This is a genomic window from Bacillus sp. FSL W7-1034, assembly GCF_038593365.1.
Lineage (GTDB): Bacteria > Bacillota > Bacilli > Bacillales > Bacillaceae > Bacillus > Bacillus altitudinis.
Map to the genome: position 1 here is coordinate 1,135,943 of NZ_CP151989.1, position 23,451 is coordinate 1,159,393.

General features: G+C 39.6%; 22 protein-coding genes and 1 other annotated feature. Of the genes, 17 read left to right on the forward strand and 5 right to left on the reverse strand.

Annotated elements, in window-relative coordinates; translation table 11 throughout:
* The first annotated feature begins 6 nt into the window (after window positions 1-6).
* The 5 genes from NST73_RS05675 (at window position 7) to NST73_RS05695 (ending at window position 5,601) form a co-directional block, all read left to right on the forward strand.
* Entirely contained in the window at window positions 7-1,002 is a 996-nt protein-coding gene (locus NST73_RS05675; RefSeq protein ID WP_342499549.1) for a dipeptide ABC transporter ATP-binding protein, read from the forward strand.
* Between the two features lie 85 nt (window positions 1,003-1,087).
* Entirely contained in the window at window positions 1,088-2,722 is a 1,635-nt protein-coding gene (locus NST73_RS05680; protein ID WP_025207149.1) for a peptide-binding protein, read from the forward strand.
* A 77-nt stretch (window positions 2,723-2,799) separates the two neighbouring features.
* Window positions 2,800-3,750, forward strand: a complete 951-nt coding sequence (locus NST73_RS05685; protein ID WP_008348492.1) for an ABC transporter permease — start codon at window positions 2,800-2,802, stop codon at window positions 3,748-3,750.
* 33 nt (window positions 3,751-3,783) lie between these two features.
* Complete coding sequence (opp4C, locus tag NST73_RS05690) at window positions 3,784-4,683, forward strand: oligopeptide ABC transporter permease (RefSeq protein ID WP_008348491.1); 900 nt, start codon at window positions 3,784-3,786, stop codon at window positions 4,681-4,683.
* Window positions 4,684-4,848: 165 nt separating this feature from the next.
* Window positions 4,849-5,601, forward strand: coding sequence for a YjbA family protein (locus tag NST73_RS05695; RefSeq protein ID WP_017367012.1), 753 nt, complete (start codon window positions 4,849-4,851; stop codon window positions 5,599-5,601).
* Window positions 5,602-5,636: 35 nt separating this feature from the next.
* On the opposite strand, the gene trpS is transcribed toward NST73_RS05695, so the two are convergent.
* On the reverse strand, window positions 5,637-6,632 hold the full coding sequence (gene trpS, locus NST73_RS05700; protein ID WP_008348488.1) for a tryptophan--tRNA ligase: 996 nt from the start codon (window positions 6,630-6,632) through the stop codon (window positions 5,637-5,639).
* 53 nt (window positions 6,633-6,685) lie between these two features.
* Window positions 6,686-6,904: a binding site (T-box leader), on the reverse strand.
* Between the two features lie 482 nt (window positions 6,905-7,386).
* Between trpS and NST73_RS05705 the strand changes: the two genes are divergently transcribed.
* The 8 genes from NST73_RS05705 (at window position 7,387) to spxA (ending at window position 14,715) form a co-directional block, all read left to right on the forward strand.
* Entirely contained in the window at window positions 7,387-9,024 is a 1,638-nt protein-coding gene (locus NST73_RS05705; protein WP_007499024.1) for a peptide ABC transporter substrate-binding protein, read from the forward strand.
* A gap of 116 nt (window positions 9,025-9,140) precedes the next feature.
* Window positions 9,141-10,085 (forward strand): ABC transporter permease, encoded by a 945-nt coding sequence (locus NST73_RS05710; protein WP_007499022.1) that lies wholly within the window; start codon window positions 9,141-9,143, stop codon window positions 10,083-10,085.
* Between the two features lie 3 nt (window positions 10,086-10,088).
* Window positions 10,089-11,006: an ABC transporter permease gene (locus tag NST73_RS05715; protein ID WP_017360167.1), complete on the forward strand. Its 918-nt coding sequence runs from the start codon at window positions 10,089-10,091 to the stop codon at window positions 11,004-11,006.
* Window positions 11,007-11,009: 3 nt separating this feature from the next.
* Window positions 11,010-12,098: an ABC transporter ATP-binding protein gene (locus NST73_RS05720; protein ID WP_089374143.1), complete on the forward strand. Its 1,089-nt coding sequence runs from the start codon at window positions 11,010-11,012 to the stop codon at window positions 12,096-12,098.
* A gap of 1 nt (window position 12,099) precedes the next feature.
* Window positions 12,100-13,017 carry an ATP-binding cassette domain-containing protein gene (locus NST73_RS05725; RefSeq protein ID WP_024720064.1) on the forward strand — a complete coding sequence of 306 codons (918 nt, stop codon included), beginning with the start codon at window positions 12,100-12,102 and terminating at the stop codon, window positions 13,015-13,017.
* A 105-nt stretch (window positions 13,018-13,122) separates the two neighbouring features.
* Entirely contained in the window at window positions 13,123-13,410 is a 288-nt protein-coding gene (locus NST73_RS05730; RefSeq protein ID WP_342499448.1) for a hypothetical protein, read from the forward strand.
* A gap of 137 nt (window positions 13,411-13,547) precedes the next feature.
* Complete coding sequence (locus tag NST73_RS05735) at window positions 13,548-14,126, forward strand: GNAT family N-acetyltransferase (RefSeq protein WP_342499449.1); 579 nt, start codon at window positions 13,548-13,550, stop codon at window positions 14,124-14,126.
* 193 nt (window positions 14,127-14,319) lie between these two features.
* Window positions 14,320-14,715: a transcriptional regulator SpxA gene (gene spxA / locus NST73_RS05740; RefSeq protein WP_003211421.1), complete on the forward strand. Its 396-nt coding sequence runs from the start codon at window positions 14,320-14,322 to the stop codon at window positions 14,713-14,715.
* A gap of 39 nt (window positions 14,716-14,754) precedes the next feature.
* Here the strand turns inward: spxA and NST73_RS05745 are convergent, their stop codons facing one another.
* Window positions 14,755-15,420 carry a TerC family protein gene (locus NST73_RS05745; protein WP_342499450.1) on the reverse strand — a complete coding sequence of 222 codons (666 nt, stop codon included), beginning with the start codon at window positions 15,418-15,420 and terminating at the stop codon, window positions 14,755-14,757.
* A gap of 264 nt (window positions 15,421-15,684) precedes the next feature.
* On the opposite strand from NST73_RS05745, the gene mecA reads away from it, so the two are divergent.
* From mecA to pepF, 4 genes are all read left to right on the forward strand, one after another.
* Complete coding sequence (mecA, locus tag NST73_RS05750; RefSeq protein WP_338706113.1) at window positions 15,685-16,350, forward strand: adaptor protein MecA; 666 nt, start codon at window positions 15,685-15,687, stop codon at window positions 16,348-16,350.
* Between the two features lie 85 nt (window positions 16,351-16,435).
* Complete coding sequence (gene cls / locus NST73_RS05755) at window positions 16,436-17,956, forward strand: cardiolipin synthase (RefSeq protein WP_008348473.1); 1,521 nt, start codon at window positions 16,436-16,438, stop codon at window positions 17,954-17,956.
* A gap of 161 nt (window positions 17,957-18,117) precedes the next feature.
* A complete protein-coding gene (locus NST73_RS05760) occupies window positions 18,118-19,278 on the forward strand; it encodes a competence protein CoiA family protein (RefSeq protein ID WP_338706115.1) in 1,161 nt (386 codons plus the stop codon).
* Window positions 19,279-19,492: 214 nt separating this feature from the next.
* Window positions 19,493-21,319 (forward strand): oligoendopeptidase F, encoded by a 1,827-nt coding sequence (pepF, locus tag NST73_RS05765; protein WP_282746884.1) that lies wholly within the window; start codon window positions 19,493-19,495, stop codon window positions 21,317-21,319.
* 226 nt (window positions 21,320-21,545) lie between these two features.
* Here pepF and NST73_RS05770 read toward each other — a convergent pair whose 3' ends face one another.
* From NST73_RS05770 to NST73_RS05780, 3 genes are all read right to left on the reverse strand, one after another.
* Window positions 21,546-21,719: a hypothetical protein gene (locus NST73_RS05770; RefSeq protein ID WP_041092061.1), complete on the reverse strand. Its 174-nt coding sequence runs from the start codon at window positions 21,717-21,719 to the stop codon at window positions 21,546-21,548.
* 295 nt (window positions 21,720-22,014) lie between these two features.
* Window positions 22,015-22,926 (reverse strand): ClpXP adapter SpxH family protein, encoded by a 912-nt coding sequence (locus NST73_RS05775; RefSeq protein ID WP_007499002.1) that lies wholly within the window; start codon window positions 22,924-22,926, stop codon window positions 22,015-22,017.
* A complete protein-coding gene (locus NST73_RS05780) occupies window positions 22,923-23,321 on the reverse strand; it encodes a thiol management oxidoreductase (protein ID WP_007499001.1) in 399 nt (132 codons plus the stop codon). Before NST73_RS05780 ends, NST73_RS05775 begins: the two co-directional genes overlap by 4 nt.
* Window positions 23,322-23,451 lie beyond the last annotated feature (130 nt).

Here is a 23,451-nt window from a genome sequence, read left to right on the forward strand (position 1 = left end):
CCATACATGACAGATCGATCTGAGAAAGAAACCATCCTGGAATTAAAAAATATACGAAAACACTTTCCGATTAAAGCTGGGGTGCTGCAAAAGAAAGTAGGAGCAGTCAAAGCGGTTGACGGCATCGACTTAAACATTTATAAAGGCGAAACGTTAGGCATCGTTGGAGAGTCTGGATGCGGTAAATCCACATTAGGACGGACGATGATTCGTTTATATGAACCAACAGAAGGACAAATTCTATTTAAAGGGCAAGATATCTCTCATGTTTCTGAATCAAAACTAAGACAATCAACAAGGAAAAACATCCAAATGGTTTTTCAAGATCCCTTTGCATCACTCAACCCTAGAAAAACACTTCGAAGTATCATCAAAGAACCCTACAAAACACATCACTTATATTCCTTAAAAGAAAGAAATGAAAAAGTAGAACAGCTTTTATCCAAAGTCGGCCTTCACCCAAGTTTTGCGAATCGATACCCGCACGAATTCTCCGGCGGACAAAGGCAGCGGATCGGTATCGCTCGTGCACTTGCCATGAATCCTGAAATGATCATAGCAGATGAGCCTGTTTCAGCGCTTGACGTCTCCATTCAGGCGCAGGTCATCAATTTGATGGAAGAGCTTCAAGAAGAGTTTGACCTCACCTATCTCTTTATCTCTCACGATCTCAGTGTGGTCCGCCACATTAGTGATCGAGTGGGCGTCATGTATCTTGGCAAAATGATGGAACTTGCAGATAAGCATAGCCTGTACGATGATCCGCTTCATCCGTATACACAGGCGCTTTTATCTTCCGTTCCAGTCACCCGTAAAAAAGGTCAGATGAAAAGGGAACGGATTATGCTGCAAGGGGATTTACCAAGCCCTGCAAATCCGCCAAAAGGCTGTGTGTTTCATACAAGATGCCCGCATGCGAAAAAAGTCTGTAAAGAAAAAGTACCACAATTTCAAGAATTAAAAACGAACCACTTTGTGGCCTGCCACCTCTACGACGCTTGATCACGCTTGTATGATCTCATCTTTGAGAGGGGGGATAAAACGGGCTTCTGTCATCATTTTTTAAAAAAGATAGGGGGAATTGTCTATGAAAGATAGAAAGAGAAAGTCCATTTTGGTCAGTTTGCTGCTGATCTTTACATTGATCCTTGCTGCTTGTTCTGGTGGAAATAAAACGTCTGGAGACAGTGAAAAGAAATCCACAGGTAAACCTGTACAAGGCGGCGATCTTGTCATTGGTTCGATTGCAGAGCCTACATTATTTAACTCACTTTACTCAACAGACGTGGCAAGTTCTGATATTGAAGAAAGAATCTATAGCTTTTTACTGCAAACAGATGGAAAGTTAAACCCACAGCTGGCGTTGGCAGAAGATATTAAAGAATCCGATGACGGCAAACAGTTTGATGTGACCATTAGAAAAGGCGTGAAGTTTCATGATGGAGAAGAACTGACTGCTGATGATGTTGTGTTTACATACAGCATTCCGATCAATAAGGATTACAATGGTGAGCGTGGATCAGGCTTTGAAGTATTAGAGTCTGTCAAAAAAACAGGGGACTATTCGGTCGAATTTAAGCTGAATAAAAAAGATCCATATTTTTATAATGTCACGCTAGGAAGCTATGGGATTTTACCAAAGCATATTTTAGGTGATGTCCCTATAAAGGATCTTGGCGAAAATGAATTTAACCGAAAAAATCCAATCGGCTCCGGTCCATTTAAATTTGCCGAGTGGAAAGAAGGAGACTATGTCAAACTCGAAGCATTTGATGACTATTGGGATGGACGGCCATACCTTGATACAGTCACCATTAAAACGATTCCTGATCAAAATGCAGCCATGGCTCAGCTATCCGCAGGTGATATTGATTTCTTTGCAGTGCCTGGAGCAGAACTGCAAACAGCTGAAAAAGTTAGTAACATCAAAATTGAATCTGATCTAGGGCTAAATTATTCATATATTGGCTGGAATCAGAAAAACGAACTGTTCAAAAGTAAAAAAGTCCGTCAAGCTCTTACCCATGCTATTGATCGTCAAACGATTGTCGATCAAGTGTTAAATGGAGACGGGAAAGTAGCCAACATCCCAGAAAGCCCGCTGTCATGGAACTACCCTAAAAATGAAAATGTCCCAGTATTTGAATTTGATCAAGAAAAAGCGAAAAAGATGCTGAAAGAAGAAGGCTGGGAGGATACAGATGGAGATGGTTATCTGGATAAGGACGGTAAGAAGTTCTCCTTCGTCTTGAAGACGAACCAAGGAAACAAAGTCCGTGAAGATATTGCTGTCGTTGTCCAGCAGCAGCTCAAAGAAATTGGCATTGAAGCAAAACCGCAAATTGTAGAATTTAGTGCATTAATCGAACAAACAACCCCGCCAAAATGGGATTATGATGCGTTATTACTCGGCTGGAGCTTAGCGACATTCCCTGACCAATACAGCATTTTCCATTCGAGTCAGTCTGAAAAAGGCTTAAATAACATTTGGTATAAAAATGAAGAAGTCGATAAACTGCTAGTTGATGCCAAAAACTTGAGTGATCGTAAAGAGTATTCAAAGGCGTATGAAAAAATTTATGAGCTGATTGCAGAAGACCAGCCGTATACGTTCCTTTATTATGCCAACTCACATCGCGCGATGCCATCTAATCTACAAGGCTACTCTTACCACCCGAAAGATGAATATTACAAAATCGAAAAATGGTGGATTGAACAGTAGTCTGCTAGTGAAGAAGGGGAGGGGTCTCCCCTTTTTTCATCATAGTATGGCCATCCGATGAAAAAGGAGTTGTGCATATGGTTACATATATCATTAGAAGGACACTTCTTTCCATCCCAATTTTGTTTGGTATTACGATTTTGTCCTTTGCGATTATGAAAGCAGCACCAGGCGATCCGATGTCACTCATGATGGACCCGACCATTAGTGCCGCAGACCGGGAAGCCTTTATTGATAAGTACGGCTTGAACGATCCTGAATATGTGCAATATATGAAATGGCTCGGCAATATGCTTCAAGGTGACTTTGGCACATCCATTGTAAAAAAAGGAACGCCCGTGTCGGATTTGATTTTTGCCCGGCTGCCAAATACCCTCATCCTCATGATCTTTTCTACATTAGTTGCCCTGATCATTGCCATCCCATTTGGTGTTCTTTCAGCAAAACGTCCGTATACAAAACTTGACTATGGTATTACGGTTACATCATTTATCGGACTGGCTATTCCGAATTTCTGGTTTGGTTTGATCCTGATTATGGTGTTATCAGTGAATTTAGGATGGTTTCCGACCGGGGGTGTCTCTACCTTAAATGCAGATTTTAATCTATTTGACCGGCTTCATCATATTATTTTACCGGCCTTTGTTTTAGCAACAGCTGATATGGCCGGCCTTACACGATATACAAGGTCAAGTATGCTCGATGTGATGCGGCAGGATTACATTCGCACGGCGCGAGCGAAAGGTTTTAGAGAGAACAAAGTCATCTTCAAACATGGATTGAGAAACGGTCTGATGCCTGTTATTACGATCTTTGGACTCATGATTCCATCCTTTATTGGCGGCGCAGTCGTGGTGGAACAAATCTTCACATGGCCAGGGCTTGGGAAACTGTTTATCGATTCTGCTTTTTCAAGAGATTATCCCGTCATTATGGCGATGACTGTTATCTCTGCTGTGCTCGTGGTCGTTGGAAACTTAATAGCGGATATTCTCTATGCGATCGTTGATCCGCGTATTGAATATTAGAAGGGAGCTGAAGCACAATTGGCACAACCTAATATGGGAACACCTCCAGTTGATCTCAAATTAAAAGAAGGCCTTCCGCCAAAACCAGAGACGATGCTTCGTTTATTTTGCGAGAAATTTTTCAAAAATAAATTGGCGGTTGCCGGCTCCGCTATTTTATTGGTCATTATCTTTTCCGCTATTTTCGCCCCGGTGATCGCACCTTACGCACCGGAACAGCAAGACTTGTTGAAACGGCTACAGCCTCCAAGTGCAGAGCATTTTATGGGAACCGACAAGTTTGGTCGAGATATTTTTTCAAGGGTGCTATACGGAGCGAGGGTGTCTCTATTAGTTGGCTTTGTCTCAGTAGTCGGAGCCATCACCATTGGTACCGTCATTGGGGCGGTAGCGGGATACTTTAAAGGCTTTGTTGATTCTGTGCTCATGAGAATGGTGGATGTCGTATTGTCTATTCCAGATATTTTTCTCTTGATCACGCTAGTGACAATTTTTAAACCGGGTATTGATAAATTGATTTTAATCTTTGCACTGACTGGCTGGACAACAACCGCCAGGCTGATCCGCAGTGAATTCTTGTCACTTCGCACAAGAGAATTCGTACTCGCAGCAAGAACGATCGGAACGAAAAACCATGTCATCATCTTTTCGCATATTTTACCGAACTGTATCGGCCCTATCATTGTGTCTGCTACATTGAAAGTCGGTTCTGTTATTCTAGCTGAGTCGACACTTAGCTATCTAGGGTTCGGCATCCAGCCTCCAACGGCGAGCTGGGGAAACATGCTTCAAGATGCACAAAATTTCTCCATAATGGTGCAAGCATGGTGGTATCCACTGTTCCCAGGTTTACTGATTCTACTTACCGTTTTATGCTTTAACTTCTTAGGTGATGGACTGAGAGATGCTCTTGATCCTAAAAAGCTAAAATAAGGTTCTGCTTATAGAAGATCGTGAAAGGACTCTGCGAGATGTTCTCCTTTTCCCAGGAAATAAAGCCGTCCTTCCGTCAGGGCGAAGTTTTAATAAAGTTGGAATAATTTCTCTATCCCTTGCCCATACTGTGGACAACAGTTTTTAAAAAGTGAGGGATTGGTTATGTTATTTCTTCATGACGTATGGGTGAATTGGTTTGAAGGGGAAGAGAATGGCTATAATGTGTGCCATTTTCATGAGTGGCGCAAGGAGGACAGCGTGGAGCTGTTAGATCAAGTACCTTTACTCAAGGTGCAGAGTCCTTTGTTTGATTACATAGAGAATGATCTATCAGAGCTGCCAAAGACGCTGCTAGAGACTGTATTTGAGAAATCATATATTCGAAAAAATCATGAACGCCGTAAATTAGAGTATTGCTTTGTGGTCACGGACGGGATTAGAATCATCGCTGTGGATACGATTGGTTATTCCATCCCTGTGAGAAAGAGCCGATTGATTCCAAGACAGGAGCAATTGGTGTATGAAATGGTGAAAGATGTGAAGGCAGAGGAGTATGAATTCACGACGGACAGTCTTGAATCGACGAAAGAATATCACATCCTATCATTACCACCGCAGCATATCAGCGGACTAACGAGAAAAGAAAGACAGCTGAAGCAGCTGATGTTTATGGCGCTAGATCAACTAAAGGGGCTTCAAAACCGAGCAGAAATTGCCTATTGGTATACAGAATGGAATCCGCGCATGTACAACCAGATCAAACGAATGTCTTTCGAGGAAATTTGGAACATGCTTTATAACGAAACCATTGATGGATGGTCAGAAAACCATTTAGCCTTTTGTGAAAAAATGATTAAAGGACAGCCATTTTTTGAAAAACTTTGGGAAATGGAAAACGAATCAAAAGTGAATTAGAACAAGCTTGCAGCTGAATATGCTGCAAGCTTGTTTTATTTGCGTTTCCGGCCAAGACCCATTGCATTCTCCATTTTTTTCAGCATTTTGTTTGCCGCACGGTTTGCCTTTTCAGCACCCTCATCTAAAATGCGGTCAAGCTCATCTGACTCAATGAGTTCATAATAGCGATCTTGAATCGGTTTTAACGCATCCACGACAACGTTCGCAAGATCTCCCTTAAATTCACCATAACCTTTGCCTTCGTATTTTTGTTCAAGCTCTGCAATCGATACGTTCCCTAATACAGAATAAATCGTCAGCAAGTTGGCAATTCCAGGTTTGTTTTCTTTGTCATATTTGACGATGCCTTCTGAATCAGTCACAGCACTTTTGATTTTCTTTTCAAGCTGTTTTGGCTCATCTAATAAGGTAATGAAAGATTTTTGGTTCGGATCAGATTTGCTCATCTTTTTCGTTGGGTCTGTTAAAGACATAATCCGAGCGCCTTCTTTTGGAATTTTGACTTCAGGTACAGTAAAGATGTCGTTATACTTTCGGTTAAAGCGTTCAGCAAGCGTTCTCGTTAATTCAAGATGCTGCTTTTGATCTTCTCCTACAGGAACTAAGTCCGTACCGTATAACAAAATATCGCCAGCCATTAATGGCGGATACGTTAATAGTCCTGAAACGACTGCTTCCTTACCAGCAGATTTGTCCTTAAATTGAGTCATTCTTTCTAATTCCCCAATATAAGCGACACATTGCAGCATCCATCCTGCCTGGGCGTGGGCAGGTACCTCTGATTGGATAAACAATGTTGCCTTCTCTGGATCAAGTCCCACTGCCAAATAAAGAGCGGCTAAGCTTCTAATATTTTGTCGAAGGGCTAAACGATCCTGACTGACCGTAATGGCATGCTGATCGACCACACAAAAGTAGCCGTTGTAATCATGCTGAAGATCGACAAATTGCTTCATCGCTCCAATGTAGTTCCCCAATGTCACAGAACCGCTAGGCTGTATGCCTGAGAAAATCGTCTTTTTTGTCATACTAAAACCTCTTTTCTTCAATATAAAAAGGCCCACCCATCACTTTTCAACAGAAAAGGGACGAATGAACCGTGGTACCACCCTTGTTATTTCAATACGAAATCACTCAAGACGTTGATATCGGAGACTGCTCCGTCTAAGCCTACTGACTCTGTCAAGTGTTCGGTTAGCTGCTCCAAAGCCCATTCCATACATGCCATTATCTGCTTGCACCGACCGCAGACTCTCTGTAAATGGTGAATATATGTACTCTTCTTTTTCATCGCAACAGTATGTCTATCTATTATAAAGGATGACCATGAAAAAGTCACGAAGCCTATTTGTGACCTTCTCATCATGTCGTTTGACACTTAAAATTTTAGATAAAATAGTAACTATCTGTCAGAATTTTTTAAAAAAGGATGATTAATTATATGTATAAAACATTATTCCTGCTGAATTTGTCAAATTATTTTAATCAATTTACGCTTTAATTTGTTGAAGTGATTGAGACTTTAGTTTATAAAAATCAATCTTTATCCCCATTTACGTTTTTTAAAAATATGTGAAATTGATATTGCAATAAATTATTCTATTCATTATAATGAATTTGTTCACACGTTTGTGCTAGGCTCTTTACATAGTGAAAATTCAGAAAAAACAAAAGAAATAGAAAGTAAGCTATTCAGGGACTTTTTTACGCTATTTCTTAAATCTGAATCTCATCTTCTATCGAGACCTTTGAACTAAAAACATATTATAAGGGGGAATACAGTTGAAAAAGCGTTGGTCTGTTGTTACTTTAATGCTTATTTTCACACTTGTATTAAGCGCTTGTGGTTTCAGCGGAAACAAATCAGGCGACAGCACGAGCAGTTCTGGAGAGGCTAAAACAACATTAAATGTGAATATCTCCACTGAGCCTTTTTCTCTACATCCGGGATTGGCAAATGATTCAACTTCAGGAAGTGTCATCCGTCAGACTTTTGAGGGATTAACAAGAATTAACGCTGAAGGTAAGCCAGAAAACGCAATGGCTTCTGATATCAAAACAAGTGATGATGGTAAAACTTACACATTCACACTTCGTGATGCAAAATGGTCTAATGGTGACCCTGTCACAGCACAAGACTTCGAATATGCTTGGAAATGGGCATTAGATCCTAAAAATGAATCTCAATATGCTTACCAGCTTTATTATATTAAAGGTGCTGAAGCTGCTAACAAAGGGGAAGCAAAAGTTTCTGATGTTGGCATTAAAGCAAAAGACGACAAAACGCTTGTAGTTGAGCTAGAGAACCCAACACCGTTCTTTACTGAACTAACTGCATTCTATACGTATATGCCAGTCAACAAAAAAGTGGCTGAAAAGAATAAAAACTGGTACACAAATGCTGGTGAAAACTACGTATCTAATGGACCATTCGTTCTTTCTAAATGGAAACACGGCGGTTCTATCACACTTGAAAAGAACAATGAATACTGGGATAAAGACACTGTGAAATTGAAAAAGATTAACATGTCTATGATCAAAGATACAAACACTGAACTTAGCATGTTCAAAAAAGGCGAACTTGACTGGGCTGGTTCTCCAACTGGAAGCCTTCCAACTGAGTCTTTAAAAACGTTGAAAAAAGAAGGCGGTCTTGAAATTCAAACGATCGCTGGTATCTATAACTACAAATTCAATACAAAAGTAAAACCTTTAAACAATGCGAACATCCGTAAAGCCCTTGCTTACTCAATCAACCGTCAAGCAATCGTTGACAAAATTACGCAAGGTGAACAAGTTCCAGCGATGGCAATCGTTCCTCCAACAATGGAAGGATTCACGGATAACAAAACTGGTTACTTCAAAGATCATGATGTAGCGACTGCTAAAGAACTTCTTGAAAAAGGTGCGAAAGAATTAGGTTATAAGTCAGTTTCTGATCTTCCAACATTGAAATTGTCTTACAACACAGATGAAGGCCACCAAAAGATTGCACAAGCAATTCAAGAAATGTGGAAAAAAGATTTAGGTGTGAACGTTGAACTTGATAACTCTGAGTGGAACGTATACATTGATAAAATCCACAGTGGAGACTACCAAATCGGACGTATGGGCTGGTTAGGAGACTTCAACGATCCAGTGAACTTCCTTGAGCTTTACAAAGATAAAGACGGTGGAAACAATGACACTGGATGGGAAAGCAAAGAGTACAAACAATTATTGAATGATTCTGCAAAAGAAACAGACAAAACAAAGCGTGAAGAAATGCTGAAAAAAGCAGAAAAAATCATCATCGACGATATGCCTGTAGCGCCTATTTACTTCTACACTCAACTTTGGGTACAAGATCCAAAACTTAAAGGTGTGGTTGTATCTGGACTTGGTGATGTTCAATACAAATGGGCACATTTCGAAAAGTAAGAGTTATAGTGTAAGAGATCTACGGCAAGGATCTTAAGGTATATGGAGGATGTCTCTCCATATACCTTTCTTGCTGATTAGAGAAATTGTTGTAAAATCATGGAGGTGCAATTCCGTTGCTTAAATATATCGGTAAGCGATTAATATATATTTTAATCACACTGTTTGTTATTGTAACTGCAACTTTCTTTCTCATGCAGGCAGCACCTGGTGGTCCATTCTCTGGAGAGAAGAAACTTCCTGCTGAAATTGAAGCAAACCTAAACGAGCACTACGGGTTGGACAAACCCTTATTTGTTCAATACGTGAGCTACCTAGGTTCAGTTGCAAAATTAGATTTTGGTCCCTCATTTAAATATAAAGGACAAACTGTTAATGATTTAATCAGTTCTGGATTCCCCGTTTCCTTTACCCTCGGAATTGAGGCAATTCTCCTCGCATTAGCATTTGGTGTATTGTTTGGGGTCCTTGCAGCGCTCTATCATAACAAGTGGCAAGACTATACGATTGCCATTTTAACGATCTTTGGAATCTCAGTTCCAAGTTTCATCTTAGCGGCGCTATTACAATATGTATTTGCATCTGAGGCAAGCTTTTTAGCGATCTTCCCAGTTGCAGGATGGGAGTCTTGGGCAAGCACCGTACTACCTTCTATTGCACTTTCCTTCATGCCAATGGCATTTATCGCTAGACTTGCACGGTCAAGTATGCTTGAAGTATTAAATAGTGACTACATTAGAACGGCTAGAGCAAAAGGATTAACAAAATCAGCTGTGACGATCAAACACGCCATTCGAAACGCATTGTTACCTGTTATCACATACATGGGACCAATGGCTGCTTCAGTGTTAACAGGTAGTTTTGTCGTGGAGAAGATTTTTGGTATTCCTGGTCTTGGCTCTCACTTTGTTACAAGCATTACAAACCGTGATTACACAGTCATCATGGGTGTCACAGTCTTCTACAGTATTATTCTATTAGTCAGTATTCTAGTTGTTGACGTCCTCTACGGTATTATTGATCCTAGAATTAAACTGACGAAGGCGAAGAAAGGGGTCTAACACATGGAAGAGATGAGAAAAGATTTATTTGTGCCTGCGACAGCTGACGCAGCAGAATCTGAAAAAATTTCTAAACCTAGTCTATCTTTATGGAAGGATGCCATGCTTCGCTTCCGTGCAAATAAACTTGCAATGGTTGGACTTGCAATTATTTTCATTATTGTGATTCTGGCCATTTTCGTTCCAGTGTTCTCGAAATATGATTATTCAACGACAGATTTGCTTAATGCAGATCAGCCGCCATCAAAAGAGCATTGGTTTGGTACAGATGATCTAGGCCGAGACATGTTTGTTCGTACATGGGTAGGGGCAAGAATTTCGATCTTCATCGGTCTTGCTGCAGCAGTTCTTGACGTGATCATCGGGATCATCTGGGGAAGTATTGCTGCATTCAAAGGCGGCCGTACAGATGAAGTCATGATGCGTATCGCAGACGTTTTATGGGCAATTCCAACACTATTAATGGTTATTTTAATGATGGTGGTTCTGCCAAAAGGATTATTAACGATTATCCTTGCTATGACAGTCGTAGGCTGGATTAACATGGCACGTATCGTTAGGGGACAAGTTTTACAATTAAAGAGCCAAGAATACGTTCTTGCAGCACAAACATTAGGTGCAAAAACATCTAGACTTTTATTTAAACACTTGATTCCAAACTCAATGGGACCCATTCTTGTCACAATGACATTAACGATTCCTTCTGCTATTTTCACAGAAGCATTCTTAAGCTATCTAGGGCTTGGTGTACCGGCTCCATTAGCTAGCTGGGGAACAATGGCTTCTGATGGAATTCCGGCCATGACGTATTATCCATGGAGATTATGGTTCCCAGCCGCATTTATCTGTATTACAATGTTTGGTTTTAACGTGGTTGGAGACGGACTAAGAGACGCTTTAGATCCGAAGTTGCGTAAATAAGGAGTGATTAGGATGGAACGTGAACGTATTCTAGAGGTGAAAGACCTTGCAATCTCATTTAAAACATATGGTGGAGAGGTTCAAGCCATTCGCGGTGTGAACTTCCACTTAAATAAAGGCGAGACACTTGCTATTGTAGGTGAATCTGGTTCTGGAAAAAGTGTAACATCACAGGCCATCATGAGATTAATCCCGATGCCGCCAGGTTATTTCAAGCGCGGAGAGATTTTATTTGATGGGCAGGATATTGTCAAGAAAACGGAAAAGCAAATGCAAACCATTCGAGGAAAAGACATTTCGATGATCTTCCAAGATCCGATGACTTCTTTGAACCCAACCATGAAGGTCGGGAAACAAATTACAGAAGTACTTTTCAAGCATGAACAAATCTCAAAAGAAGCGGCTGAAAAAAGAGCCATTGAACTTTTAGAGCTTGTTGGGATTCCAATGCCTGAAAAAAGAATCAAACAATATCCGCATGAATTTAGTGGCGGGATGAGACAAAGGGTTGTCATCGCGATGGCACTTGCAGCCGATCCAAAGCTATTGATTGCTGATGAGCCAACGACTGCACTTGATGTAACCATTCAGGCACAAATCTTAGAATTAATGAAAGAAATTCAGCAAAAAGTCGAAACATCTATTATCTTTATTACCCATGATCTAGGTGTTGTGGCCAATGTTGCTGATCGTGTAGCCGTTATGTATGCTGGACAGATTGTGGAGACAGGGACTGTTGATGAAATTTTCTACAATCCGAAACATCCATATACATGGGGACTTTTAGCATCTATGCCAAGCCTAGACACTGATGGAGGAGCTGAAGGGAAACTAACGGCGATTCCAGGAACACCACCAGATTTAACAAACCCGCCGAAAGGAGATGCATTTGCACTCCGGAGCGATTATGCAATGAAAATTGACTTTGAACAAGAACCACCAATGTTCAAAGTATCAGATACGCATTATGTGAAATCATGGCTACTTCATCCGAATGCCCCTAAAGTTGAACCGCCTGCTTCCGTAAAGGCGAGAATGCGTGAACTAGAAGGTAGCTACGAAAAACCTGTATTAGTAAAAGAGGGTGAATAGCATGGCAGAAAAACTGTTAGAAATTAAAAATTTAAAGCAGCATTTCCATACAGCAAGAGGGACTGTAAAAGCAGTTGATGGTGTCTCATTTGATATTTATAAAGGTGAAACACTTGGACTTGTAGGTGAATCTGGATGTGGAAAGTCGACAACTGGCCGTTCAATCATAAGACTTTATGATGCGACAGATGGCGAAGTTCTCTATAAGGGGGAAAGCGTTCACGGAAAGAAATCAAGACAAAAAATGCTTGAATTTAACCGTCAAATGCAGATGATTTTCCAAGACCCATATGCTTCACTTAACCCTAGAATGACAGTGCTTGATATCATTGCAGAAGGGATTGACATTCATGGCCTTGCGAAAACAAAGCAAGCACGTAAAGACCGTGTATATCAATTGCTTGAAACGGTTGGTTTGAATAAAGAGCACGCGAATAGATACCCACATGAATTTTCAGGTGGTCAAAGGCAGCGTATTGGGATTGCTCGTGCGTTAGCTGTTGAGCCGGATTTCATCATTGCCGATGAGCCAATCTCTGCACTAGATGTGTCGATCCAAGCGCAGGTCGTCAACTTAATGAAAGAACTGCAAGAAGAAAAGGGCTTAACGTATTTATTCATTGCCCATGACCTTTCCATGGTGAAATATATCAGCGATCGTATCGGTGTGATGTATTTTGGGAAATTGGTTGAGCTGGCACCAGCGAATGAATTATATGAAAACCCGCTTCATCCATACACAAAATCATTACTATCTGCGATTCCGCTTCCAGATCCTGATTATGAGCGTAACCGCAAACGGATTAAATACGATCCATCTGTTCATAAAGGAACAAATACGGAATTTCGTGAAGTGAAGCCAGGTCACTTTGTCAGCTGTACTGAGGAAGAATTCAAAGAGATCAAAGCAAAACAATAAGAATAGAGAAGAAGCACTGCGATATCAGTGCTTCTTTTTTTATTTTACAAAAAAACAAGTTGATGGTAATTTTTATGTAAAGTGAGTAAACTAGGAGGAAATCAAATGTTGTTATGGAAGACGTTTCGCTATTCATGTCTTCACTTTTTTATCGTCACGATGCTTTTTTCAATATCTTTTTTATCGGAACCAAACGGAGGAAAGTGGATGATCGCATTTTTAGTGCTCATTTGCATTATTTCGTTTTCGGTTGAATTTGCTGTGTATCGGCGCACGAATAAACAGAAGGAAGAAGTCCGGCGTATGAAGTACCTTTATTTCATCATGTTTCAGATCGCCATGACACTTCTTTTGTTTGCTTGCTTTCAAATGCTCATGAATCGTTCGATATAAAACTTTTTTGCTTTCTCTTGAAAAAAAGTGAAACCACCAATGGCATTGCTGCGTCTTACTAGTACAGGCGTTTAAATAGCAGGAAATCGGGAATAGATAAGGAAGTGGTTCTTAACTACATCATAAGGAGCGGATCCATGAATTGGTATGAAAAGCTCAGTGAATACTTCCCGATAGAAGAAATGAAGTCAAAAGAGCATATGGAAGCTTTATTAAAGGAAAGAAGTGATATTTATCATAAAGAAGAAGGGCCTCATCATGTGATGATGTACGCTGAATTTGATTCTTTCATCTTTATTGATTATTTATTTGTTTCCAAGGATGCAAGAGGTGAAGGCCTCGGCTCAAAGCTCATTCATAAGCTGAAGGAAAAAAGAAAACCGATCTTGCTTGAGGTCGAGCCTGTAGATGAAGATGATGCAGATACTGCAAAACGCCTAAAGTTTTATCAGAGAGAGCACTTCAAGCATGCTGAATCAATTGGTTATAAACGCAGGTCACTTGCAACGAATGAAGTGAACCGCATGGAAATTCTTTATTGGTCGCCTCGTACAGATAATGAGGAAGAAATGATGGAGTCCATGAGAAAGACGTACGAAAGAATCCATACGTATAAAGACGAAGAATGGTATGGACAATCGTATGAGGATGTTGATGATGTGCTGAAGCTCGTTGAAAATAGAAAACAAAAAAATATTTTCGATCATCTCGACTAAATGAGAATGTTCAGACTTCAAACATCTGCACAAAAAGAATGAAATTGTCTAGTTTTTGTCACAAAAATTGCAAGAAAATCTGTTCACACTTACTTTTTTATAGTATAATCACTATAAAGATTACTTATTTAGAACAATTTTAATTTAAGAATACAGATCAATATTCATTCTACAAATTGAGGAGTGAAGATTTATGGTAACATTATACACATCACCAAGCTGTACATCATGTAGAAAAGCAAGAGCGTGGTTAGAAGAGCACAATATCCCATACCAAGAGAGAAATATCTTTTCTGAGCCTCTTTCAATCGATGAAATCAAAGAGATTCTTCGTATGACGGAAGATGGTACAGATGAAATTATCTCAACACGTTCTAAAGTATTCCAAAAACTAAATGTAAATGTTGAGACAATGCCGCTTCAACAATTGTATAAACTAATCAATGAGCACCCTGGTCTTCTAAGACGTCCAATTATTTTGGATGAAAAAAGACTGCAAGTTGGGTACAACGAAGATGAAATTAGACGTTTCCTTCCTAGAACGGTTCGTACATTCCAACTTCGAGAAGCTCAGCGACTTGCTAACTAATAGACAACACGAAAAGCTGCCGATCATTTGGCAGCTTTTTTATTTATTTTCAGCCGTTTGTTCGTAAAAGAGACTGGCTAAAATAACGGTTGCGACGGTTAAAAAAGGAAGCAACAATTCAAGTGTTGTATGCTGCGCCATAAATTCATTCAGTTTTACATCACGGACAATCATTTCTCCGCCAGTAAAAGCTAAAAGGGCACTCCCTCCGTATAAAAGAATCGGAAACTTGGTTAGTGCTGCATGAATCAGCTTACTCCCCCAAATAATAATCGGAACTGAAATCATTAAGCCAAAGGCAGTGAGCACCATGTTCCCCTTAGCTGCCCCTGCAACAGCGATCACATTATCAAGTGACATAAAAAGATCTGCAATCACGATGGTCTGAACAGCACGCCAAAGGGAGCCGCTGCTTTTAATCCGAATGGATTCTTTCTTTTGTTCAATTAACAAATTGTATCCTATATAAAGGAGAAAGAGACCGCCGATAAATTGCAAATAGGGGATGGTCAATAAATAAACGGCAGCACCAGTCATGGTGATTCTCATCAGCACTGCCAAAAATGTGCCGATCCATATGGCTTTGTTTCGTTTTTCATTTGATAAGCTTCGACTGGCCATCGCAATGATTAATGCATTATCTCCGCCTAATATGAGGTCTATGCCAATAATCATTAGTAAGGATACGATCCACTCTGTTTCCATCCAGTTCACCTCATTTCACTAAAATAGCTCGTACAACCAATATATGAGGACAATTCAAATATATGTTTCTGCAAGTTTTCTCTGCAAAAAATGCGTTTTTATTTCTTTTATTCATGTTTTATCATAAAATAGACAGTACACAGCAATACCTCATTTCTTTAAATGGTTAACATGTAGACGGAACGGGTAAAGTGTAGTAAAGTACTATTAATTGGGAGCTTGTATGTCCCTTCAACATCTTATATAGAAGGGAAGGTTGGCAAAATGGAAATCGAAAGAATAAATGAACATACAGTCAAATTTTATATTTCCTACGGTGATATTGAAGATCGCGGTTTTGACCGTGAAGAGATTTGGTATAATCGTGAGCGCAGTGAAGAGCTGTTCTGGGAAGTGATGGACGAAGTGCACGAAGAAGAAGAATTTGCAGTAGAGGGACCACTTTGGATTCAAGTACAGGCACTTGATAAAGGTCTTGAAATTGTCGTGACAAAAGCCCAACTTTCTAAAGATGGACAAAAGCTCGAATTGCCGATTCCAGAAGATAAAAAAGATCAAACAGATGAAGAAAGTTTAGATGCTCTGCTTGATGATTTTCATAAAGAAGAGCAAGATCAAGAAGATCATAATGAGAAGGACAAAAAACTTCAACTTCAGTTCGTATTGAAAATGGATGACTTTGAAGATTTGATTGCACTTTCTCAATTAAATATGCAGGATTTTACGACAAGTTTATATTCGTTTGAAAACCGTTATTATCTATATGTTGACTTCCACGAGGATTTGTCAGATGAGCAGGTGGAGAATAAGCTTAGTATTCTGCTTGAATATGCTCATGAATCAGTGGTCAGCATCTACAGACTGCAAGAATACGGTCAGCTGATTGTCAAAGAGAATGCGCTTGAAACGATTCAACAGTACTTCTCGTAACAACCAAAAGTCGATTTCTATAGAGGAATCGACTTTTTTATCTGAATGAAAAAGTAAATAAAGTGATCGGCAAGGAGAAAATGAAATGAGAAATGTAGTCAAAGTTCTATTTTTTCTTATCATTACGATAGGTGCTTATTTGATTATCCAAATTTTTGCCGGTGATCTAGCGGTAAGTGTATTAAGTTCCGTCAGTGTTCTATTCACTTTATCGATTATCTTCATCGGGTTTGTCATTTTCTTAGAAAACAGAAATCCCTCTCAAACGATTACATGGCTTGTGCTGCTTGGGAGCTTTCCGCTTTTCGGGTTTTTGTTTTATATTTTCTTTGGACGCAATATTAAAAAGCGCAGACTTTTTGAAAAGAAAGCGGTACTGGATGAACAGCTTGTCCAGGAAGATGAACGTATCCACAGAGAAGCAATTGAAAAAATGACTCATATGGGTGACCATCAGCAGCTCTTATTTAAGCTGGCCCACAGACTTGGACATACCCCTATTACGTATCGCACATCCTCTAAAGTTCTGACCAATGGAGAAGAAACGTTCTCTCATATTTTTGAAGAGATCAAAAAAGCAACACATCACATTCATCTAGAATATTATATTCTCCGTCATGATGATCTGGGACAAGAATTAAAGGACATTTTAATCGAGAAAGCAAAAAGTGGTGTGATTGTCCGCTTTTTATATGATGATGTAGGCAGCCTAAAACTCTCCCGTCAATATATTGCTGACTTAGAAAAGGCTGGCGTGCAGATCGTTCCGTTTTTACCAGTGAGACTGCCCTTATTAAATAATAAAATCAATTTCCGAAATCACCGGAAAATCGTGGTGATTGATGGAGAAGTAGGATTTGTCGGCGGACTTAACATTGGGGACGAATATATGGGTAGAAGCAGACAATATGGATTTTGGCGTGATACCCACCTGATGATTAAAGGTGAGGCCGTTCGTGATTTGCAGCAGATTTTTATGCAGGATTGGTATTACATGACCAACGAAAGGTGCTCGGGTGTGGATTATTTTAAAGATTTCAGCCATATGGAGAGTCGAGCAGAAGGCGTACAAATGATTGCGGGTGGTCCTGATAAACAGTGGGAAGTCATTAAAAATCTTTTTTTCTCCATGATTATCTCCGCCAAAAAATCAATTTGGATTGCTTCACCATATTTTGTACCTGATGATGATATTTTGTCCGCACTGAAAATTGCTGCGTTGAGCGGAGTCGATGTGCGAATCATTGCGCCGAAAAATCCAGATAAACGCATCGTATTTCATGCGTCCCGTTCATACTTCCCCGAACTTTTAGAAGCAGGTGCGAAGGTATACGAATATGATCAAGGCTTTATGCATAGTAAGTTTATCATTGTGGATAGTGAGCTAGCTTCAATTGGTACAGCAAATATGGATATGAGAAGTTTTCATCTGAACTTTGAAGTGAATGCTTTCCTCTATAAAACAAAAAGCACAGAGAAGCTGGTCAACGATTTCTTAGGTGATTTAGAGCAGTCACATGAAATTGTTCCAGAAGAATTTGCGAAGAGACCTTTGAGGGTGAGGCTGTTTGAATCAACAGCAAGATTATTATCACCACTTTTATAAAAATTGTATTTCCCCCTTTTCTAAAAGGGGGATTTTTGATTTTACTAAGGGAAAGCAGGTTGAAATCGTGTTTTGACACGTTAAAAGTTCATTTTCCATATTCGCTTTCTTGTGAGAGAAAAAGCTATAATACGGTCATCAAAGAGCAAGGGGCGAAATATATGAATGCAGCGATCATGGAGAATGGCGAGCTGGTTCGCATCACACAACATCTGACTAAAAGGCGGCTAGAGCATGTAAGAGCTACGTGCAAATTTTACTGTCCTGAATGTAGGCAGGAGGTTCTATTAAAGCTAGGTGAGCATCGTGTCCATCATTTTGCACATAAACAGCTCTCGGCATGTCCATTAGCGTCCACCGGTGAAACAGCTTATCATCAGGCAGGGAAAATGGATCTTAAGGATTGGCTCACGCAGCTTGGATATGAGCCGTTACTAGAGAAATATGTTTCAAACATTCAGCAGCGCCCTGATGTGACCGTTGCTATAGAAAATAAAAGCTATGCCATCGAATTTCAATGTGCAAATATTTCGTGGAAAGAGCTACATAAACGAACGGAAGGTCTCCATGCTGCGGGGCTCTATCCTATATGGATCATAGGGGCGAATCGTTTAAAACGAATGGCTGGCCAGCTCTTTTCATTCTCCTCCATTCATTGGGGAATTTTAAGGCAGTCAAAGAATAGGAGACTCATTTTTTATTGTCCGATCCAAAATAGATTCATCCACCTGGATCAACTTCTCGTGTTTCAGCCAACGAAAATATGTGCCTCAATGACCGTTAGACCGCCTTCAGCTTATCGCCAACTACCAGCACTCTTATCTGTTTCCTCGAGCAATCATCAATTGTATAAAGAGTGGCTCAAGTGTATTCGGCAATTTAGGGAGCGGCCACCCCGCATTTTAGCAAATGAAAGCAAGCGTTTAAGAACCATTTTTTATGAGCATCATCAAACAGCATGGCCATTTCTACCGACAGAATTATTTATCCCCCTGACAGAAGCATATATCTTTTCAAGCCCTGTTTATGTGTGGCAAGGATGTCTTTATGATTGGATGGTTAGAAAGGGAAAAGAACAAGTGACCATTCATCTACTTTTAAAAGAAATTAAGCGATGTGTCCAGAATAAAGAAGTGAAGCTCCGATATACCAATGTCACAATAGAAGAAATCAAAGGGGTGATCATTTCATATGTACGGGCGCTTGTGAATCTAGGGTTTTTATACATGACGAAAGAGGGTAATTATCAAGTAACGTCGAATCAAAAGCCTATACAAACAGCAGATGAAGCGATAAAACGAGATGCTTTCTTATTTCATTAGCATGTTTCATGCCCACTTTGATCATGATAAGAAAAAGGTGGTGCTGCTATTGAATAGAAAGAAACGCTTTTTTCTCATTTTTTTAGTTTGTTTGGTATTTATTTCTGCATATGATTTGACAAATATAGTTCAAAACAAAGAAGATAAATACAACACCAATTTCTTTCACTTTCCGAAAGGTTGGTTCAACACAACTCATGCAAGGGGGATTCATATGACTTCACAAAATAACAACAATCATTTACCAGACAGAAGCGAAGTAAAAGAAGAAAACAAATGGCGCCTTGAAGATATTTTTGAAAGTGTCGATTCTTGGAATAAGGAATTCGAAGCTGTAAAAAAAGAAATTCCGAAGCTCGCCCAATTTAAAGGCAAGCTGGCCCATTCTGCTGATGTCTTGTATGAAGCCCTAACATTTCAGGATCAACTTTCTGAAAAGCTTGGTAAGCTTTATACATATGCGCACATGAAATACGATGAAGATACAACAAATTCATCATTTCAGGCTTTAAATGATAAAGCATCCAATTTATTTACACAGCTGTCTAGTACATCTGCCTATATTGTTCCGGAAATTTTATCTATTCAAGAAGATAAGCTGCAGCAATTTATTTTGGAAAAAGAAGAATTAAAACTTTATTCTCACGCTCTCGAAGAAATTAACAAAGAGCGTCCGCATATTTTAAGTGAGGAGCAAGAAGCTTTATTAGCTGAAGCCTCTGAACCTTTATCAACATCATCCACTACGTTTAGTATGTTTAATAATGCAGATATTTCGTTCCCTTCTGTTAAGGATGAAAATGGAGAAGAAAAGAAAATTACTCATGGCAACTTCATTACCTTTTTAAACAGTGATGATCGTGAAGTGAGAAAGAATGCTTTTAAAGCCGTTTATAAAACGTATGATCAATATAAGAATACTTTGGCGTCTACACTCAGCGGCTCGATTAAAAAGGATAATTTTTATGCGAAAGTACGTCATTACAAATCTGCAAGAGAAGCAGCGTTATCACGCAACAGTATTCCTGAAGAAGTGTATGACAATCTAATTGATACAGTTCATCAATATTTACCGTTATTACACCGCTACATTGAATTGCGTAAAAAGGTATTAAAGCTTGATGAAGTGCACAATTATGACTTGTATACACCATTAGTAAAAGATGCTGGCATGAAGCTGACCTATGATGAAGCAAAAGATTATATGCTGAAAGGGTTAGCGCCATTAGGAGAAGAATATGTTTCGGTATTAAAAGAGGGACTCGAAAATCGCTGGGTAGACGTTTATGAGAATAAAGGGAAACGAAGCGGTGCGTATTCTTCTGGAAGCTATGGTACGAATCCTTATATCTTAATGAACTGGCAAAATAATATTGATAATTTATTTACACTGGCTCATGAATTTGGTCACTCTGTTCATAGCTACTATACAAGAAAGCATCAGCCATATCCGTACGGAAACTACAGTATTTTTGTAGCGGAAGTAGCTTCTACAACAAATGAAGCATTACTAGGTGAATACTTACTGAATCATTTAGAGGACAAAAAGCAGCGCTTGTATGTGCTCAATCATTTGTTAGAAGGATTTAGAGGGACGGTATTCAGACAAACGATGTTTGCAGAGTTCGAGCACCTGATTCATGTGAAAGCGCAAGAAGGGGAGGCATTAACGCCAGAGTTTATGACGAACCTGTATTACGACCTGAATAAGAAGTATTTTGGCGAAGGTATGGTTGTGGATAAGGAAATCGGATTAGAATGGACGCGAATTCCGCATTTCTATTACAACTATTATGTGTATCAATATGCGACAGGCTATAGTGCGGCTCAGGCATTAAGTAAACAAATTTTAGAAGAAGGGAAACCTGCGGTGGAGCGCTATACAGACTTCCTTAAAGCAGGAAGCTCTGACTATCCAATCAACGTGCTGAAAAAAGCTGGTGTAGATATGGCATCGAAAGAGCCAATTGAGGCAGCATGTCAATTGTTTGAAGAAAAATTAAAGGAAATGGAAGAGCTCATCTCAAAGACTGGTGAGTAACGAGAAGACTTCTGTCAGGTGTGTGAGTGCAAACTCACCTTTTGGCAGGAGTTTTTTCTTGAAATAAAAAGACCAGATTGTTGACAAAGGGCTAAAATGAACTTGATTTTAGCCCTTTGACTTCTTTGTAGCTTGATAGAAAACCTTTGCAGGACTGACACGGAATGCGAGGGTTTGCCTACACGCTAGACCTCGTCTATATGAACGAGGTTTGTACATTCAATGATTACGTTTTAAATCCTTTGAAGGTTTTTCGGTGATTCATTCGATAGAGTGTAAAGAGAATGGAAGCGAATAGGAGTGGAGATGTCAGGTAAAGAGGCAGCATCTTCATTAAGCCTAATATATTTAAACAGAAACATAAGCCAATGGCAACAAGTCCAATGGTTGTGCTGCGCATGCAGATCCCCCCATTTTTTTGTTACTTTCACTATATGAAAGTGACAGTCCTCTTATGTTTTGTGACAAAAATATGAACATATAGTATATCGGTTGTCATAAGTCGACAAAATTTGATATACTACAGATGTGAAATTAATCACATACAAACATTACCCCTTTGTTTGACCGTGAAAAATTTCTCCCATCCCCTTTGTTGTCGTTAAGACATAGTGAAACCGCGCTTATCCCGGCGCGGTTTCTTCGTACTTATAAATAGAACAAGTGTTCCTTTGAGAGTGAAGAAAAAACATGGGTCAGCACCCATGTTCATTCTCACAGCGGTAGACATCAAGATCTGAATGATTGTCTCCTTCTGTATAACGCCAAAACATTTCTTGATGTACTTGTACACGTTCTACCTTTTTAGCAAATGCGAGCTTTTTCATCTCGCGTTCAACTTCTTCAAGTGTCAGGTCATATACAACGGCAATTTCTTTTGCTGATGCAAATTGAAAGTAAGCGATAAACCATTCAATTGGCGGTCGTTCTGAAGGTGTTGGTTTTTCGCCAATCATTTCAAAGAGAATTTCCTCGTAAATATCATAAGAATATGCACCTGAAATTTTTAATCCTTCTTCACCATTTATCGTATTAAAAAAGGCGAAAGTGGGAAGCTCAGACACATCCATTTCAGCTGCGATTTTCATATCACATTGGAGCGCTTTGACAGCACTTTGAGAATGGATATCTCGCTGGAACTCTTCAATGTCCAGTCCAGCCGTTTTTGCATTTTCTAGCAAGACTTGTTCACTGGTGACGTCCTGCTGATGGCAAAAAAGCGATTCTTGAATGAGTCGTAAAAATTTCATTCCGCATTTTCTGCCCTGAAGTTCAGCTGCTTTTAATGCAAGAGAGGCGAGATAAGGTGATGTCACAATTTGTTCAGACAGCATTTGTTCTTTTTTGGTCTGAGTTTTCGTGGCAAATTTCCCCCACGCTTCTGTTAGTAAATGTTTTTTTCGTTTCCGGTTCAAAGCATTAATACTAGAACTTGTAACCGTTCGTAAAGTGAAGAAACGGCCATATTTCATTTTCAACTTTTTAATTGATGGCTCTAATAACCAGCAGTCCGGGCTGAGAGGATCAATGAATACATAGATTTCAATCGGCTTTTGAGGATGTCCGTGACAATGTGAGAAATATTGCTCATGCGGATTGCAGCTCAAGATCGTCCGTCCTTTTCAGGTATTTGGTTGACCATGTGACGAGCCGTCAAAGACAGTCGCTCAAATAAAAAGTCACGAATATCGCCGGTTAGTCCTACTTGATCCATTGCATCCTCCATGCATTCAAGCCATGCGTCCGCTCGCTCCTCAGTAATCGGAAAAGGGAGATGTCTCGCCCGTAGCATTGGGTGACCATGCTCCTCAGTATAAAGCGGCGGTCCGCCTAAATATTGAGTTAAGAACTGTTTTTGTTTTCTTGCTGTTTCTTTTAAGTCATCCGGGAAAATAGGATGAAGCAAAGGATGACACTTTACATTTTCATAAAAAGTATCAACAAGTTGCGATAGAAGTTCCTCTCCAACCGCTTCGTAAGGTGCGTTAAACGATTGTACCATGTTGACTACTCCTTTAACTCGTAGCTAATAGGATGGCTCACCCTATTGCGAATTTCATGTATTTCAAAAGTGATATTCAGTTTGTTCTATTTTGTTGTTTCTATTCTTGTATACTTATTTTAACAACCTC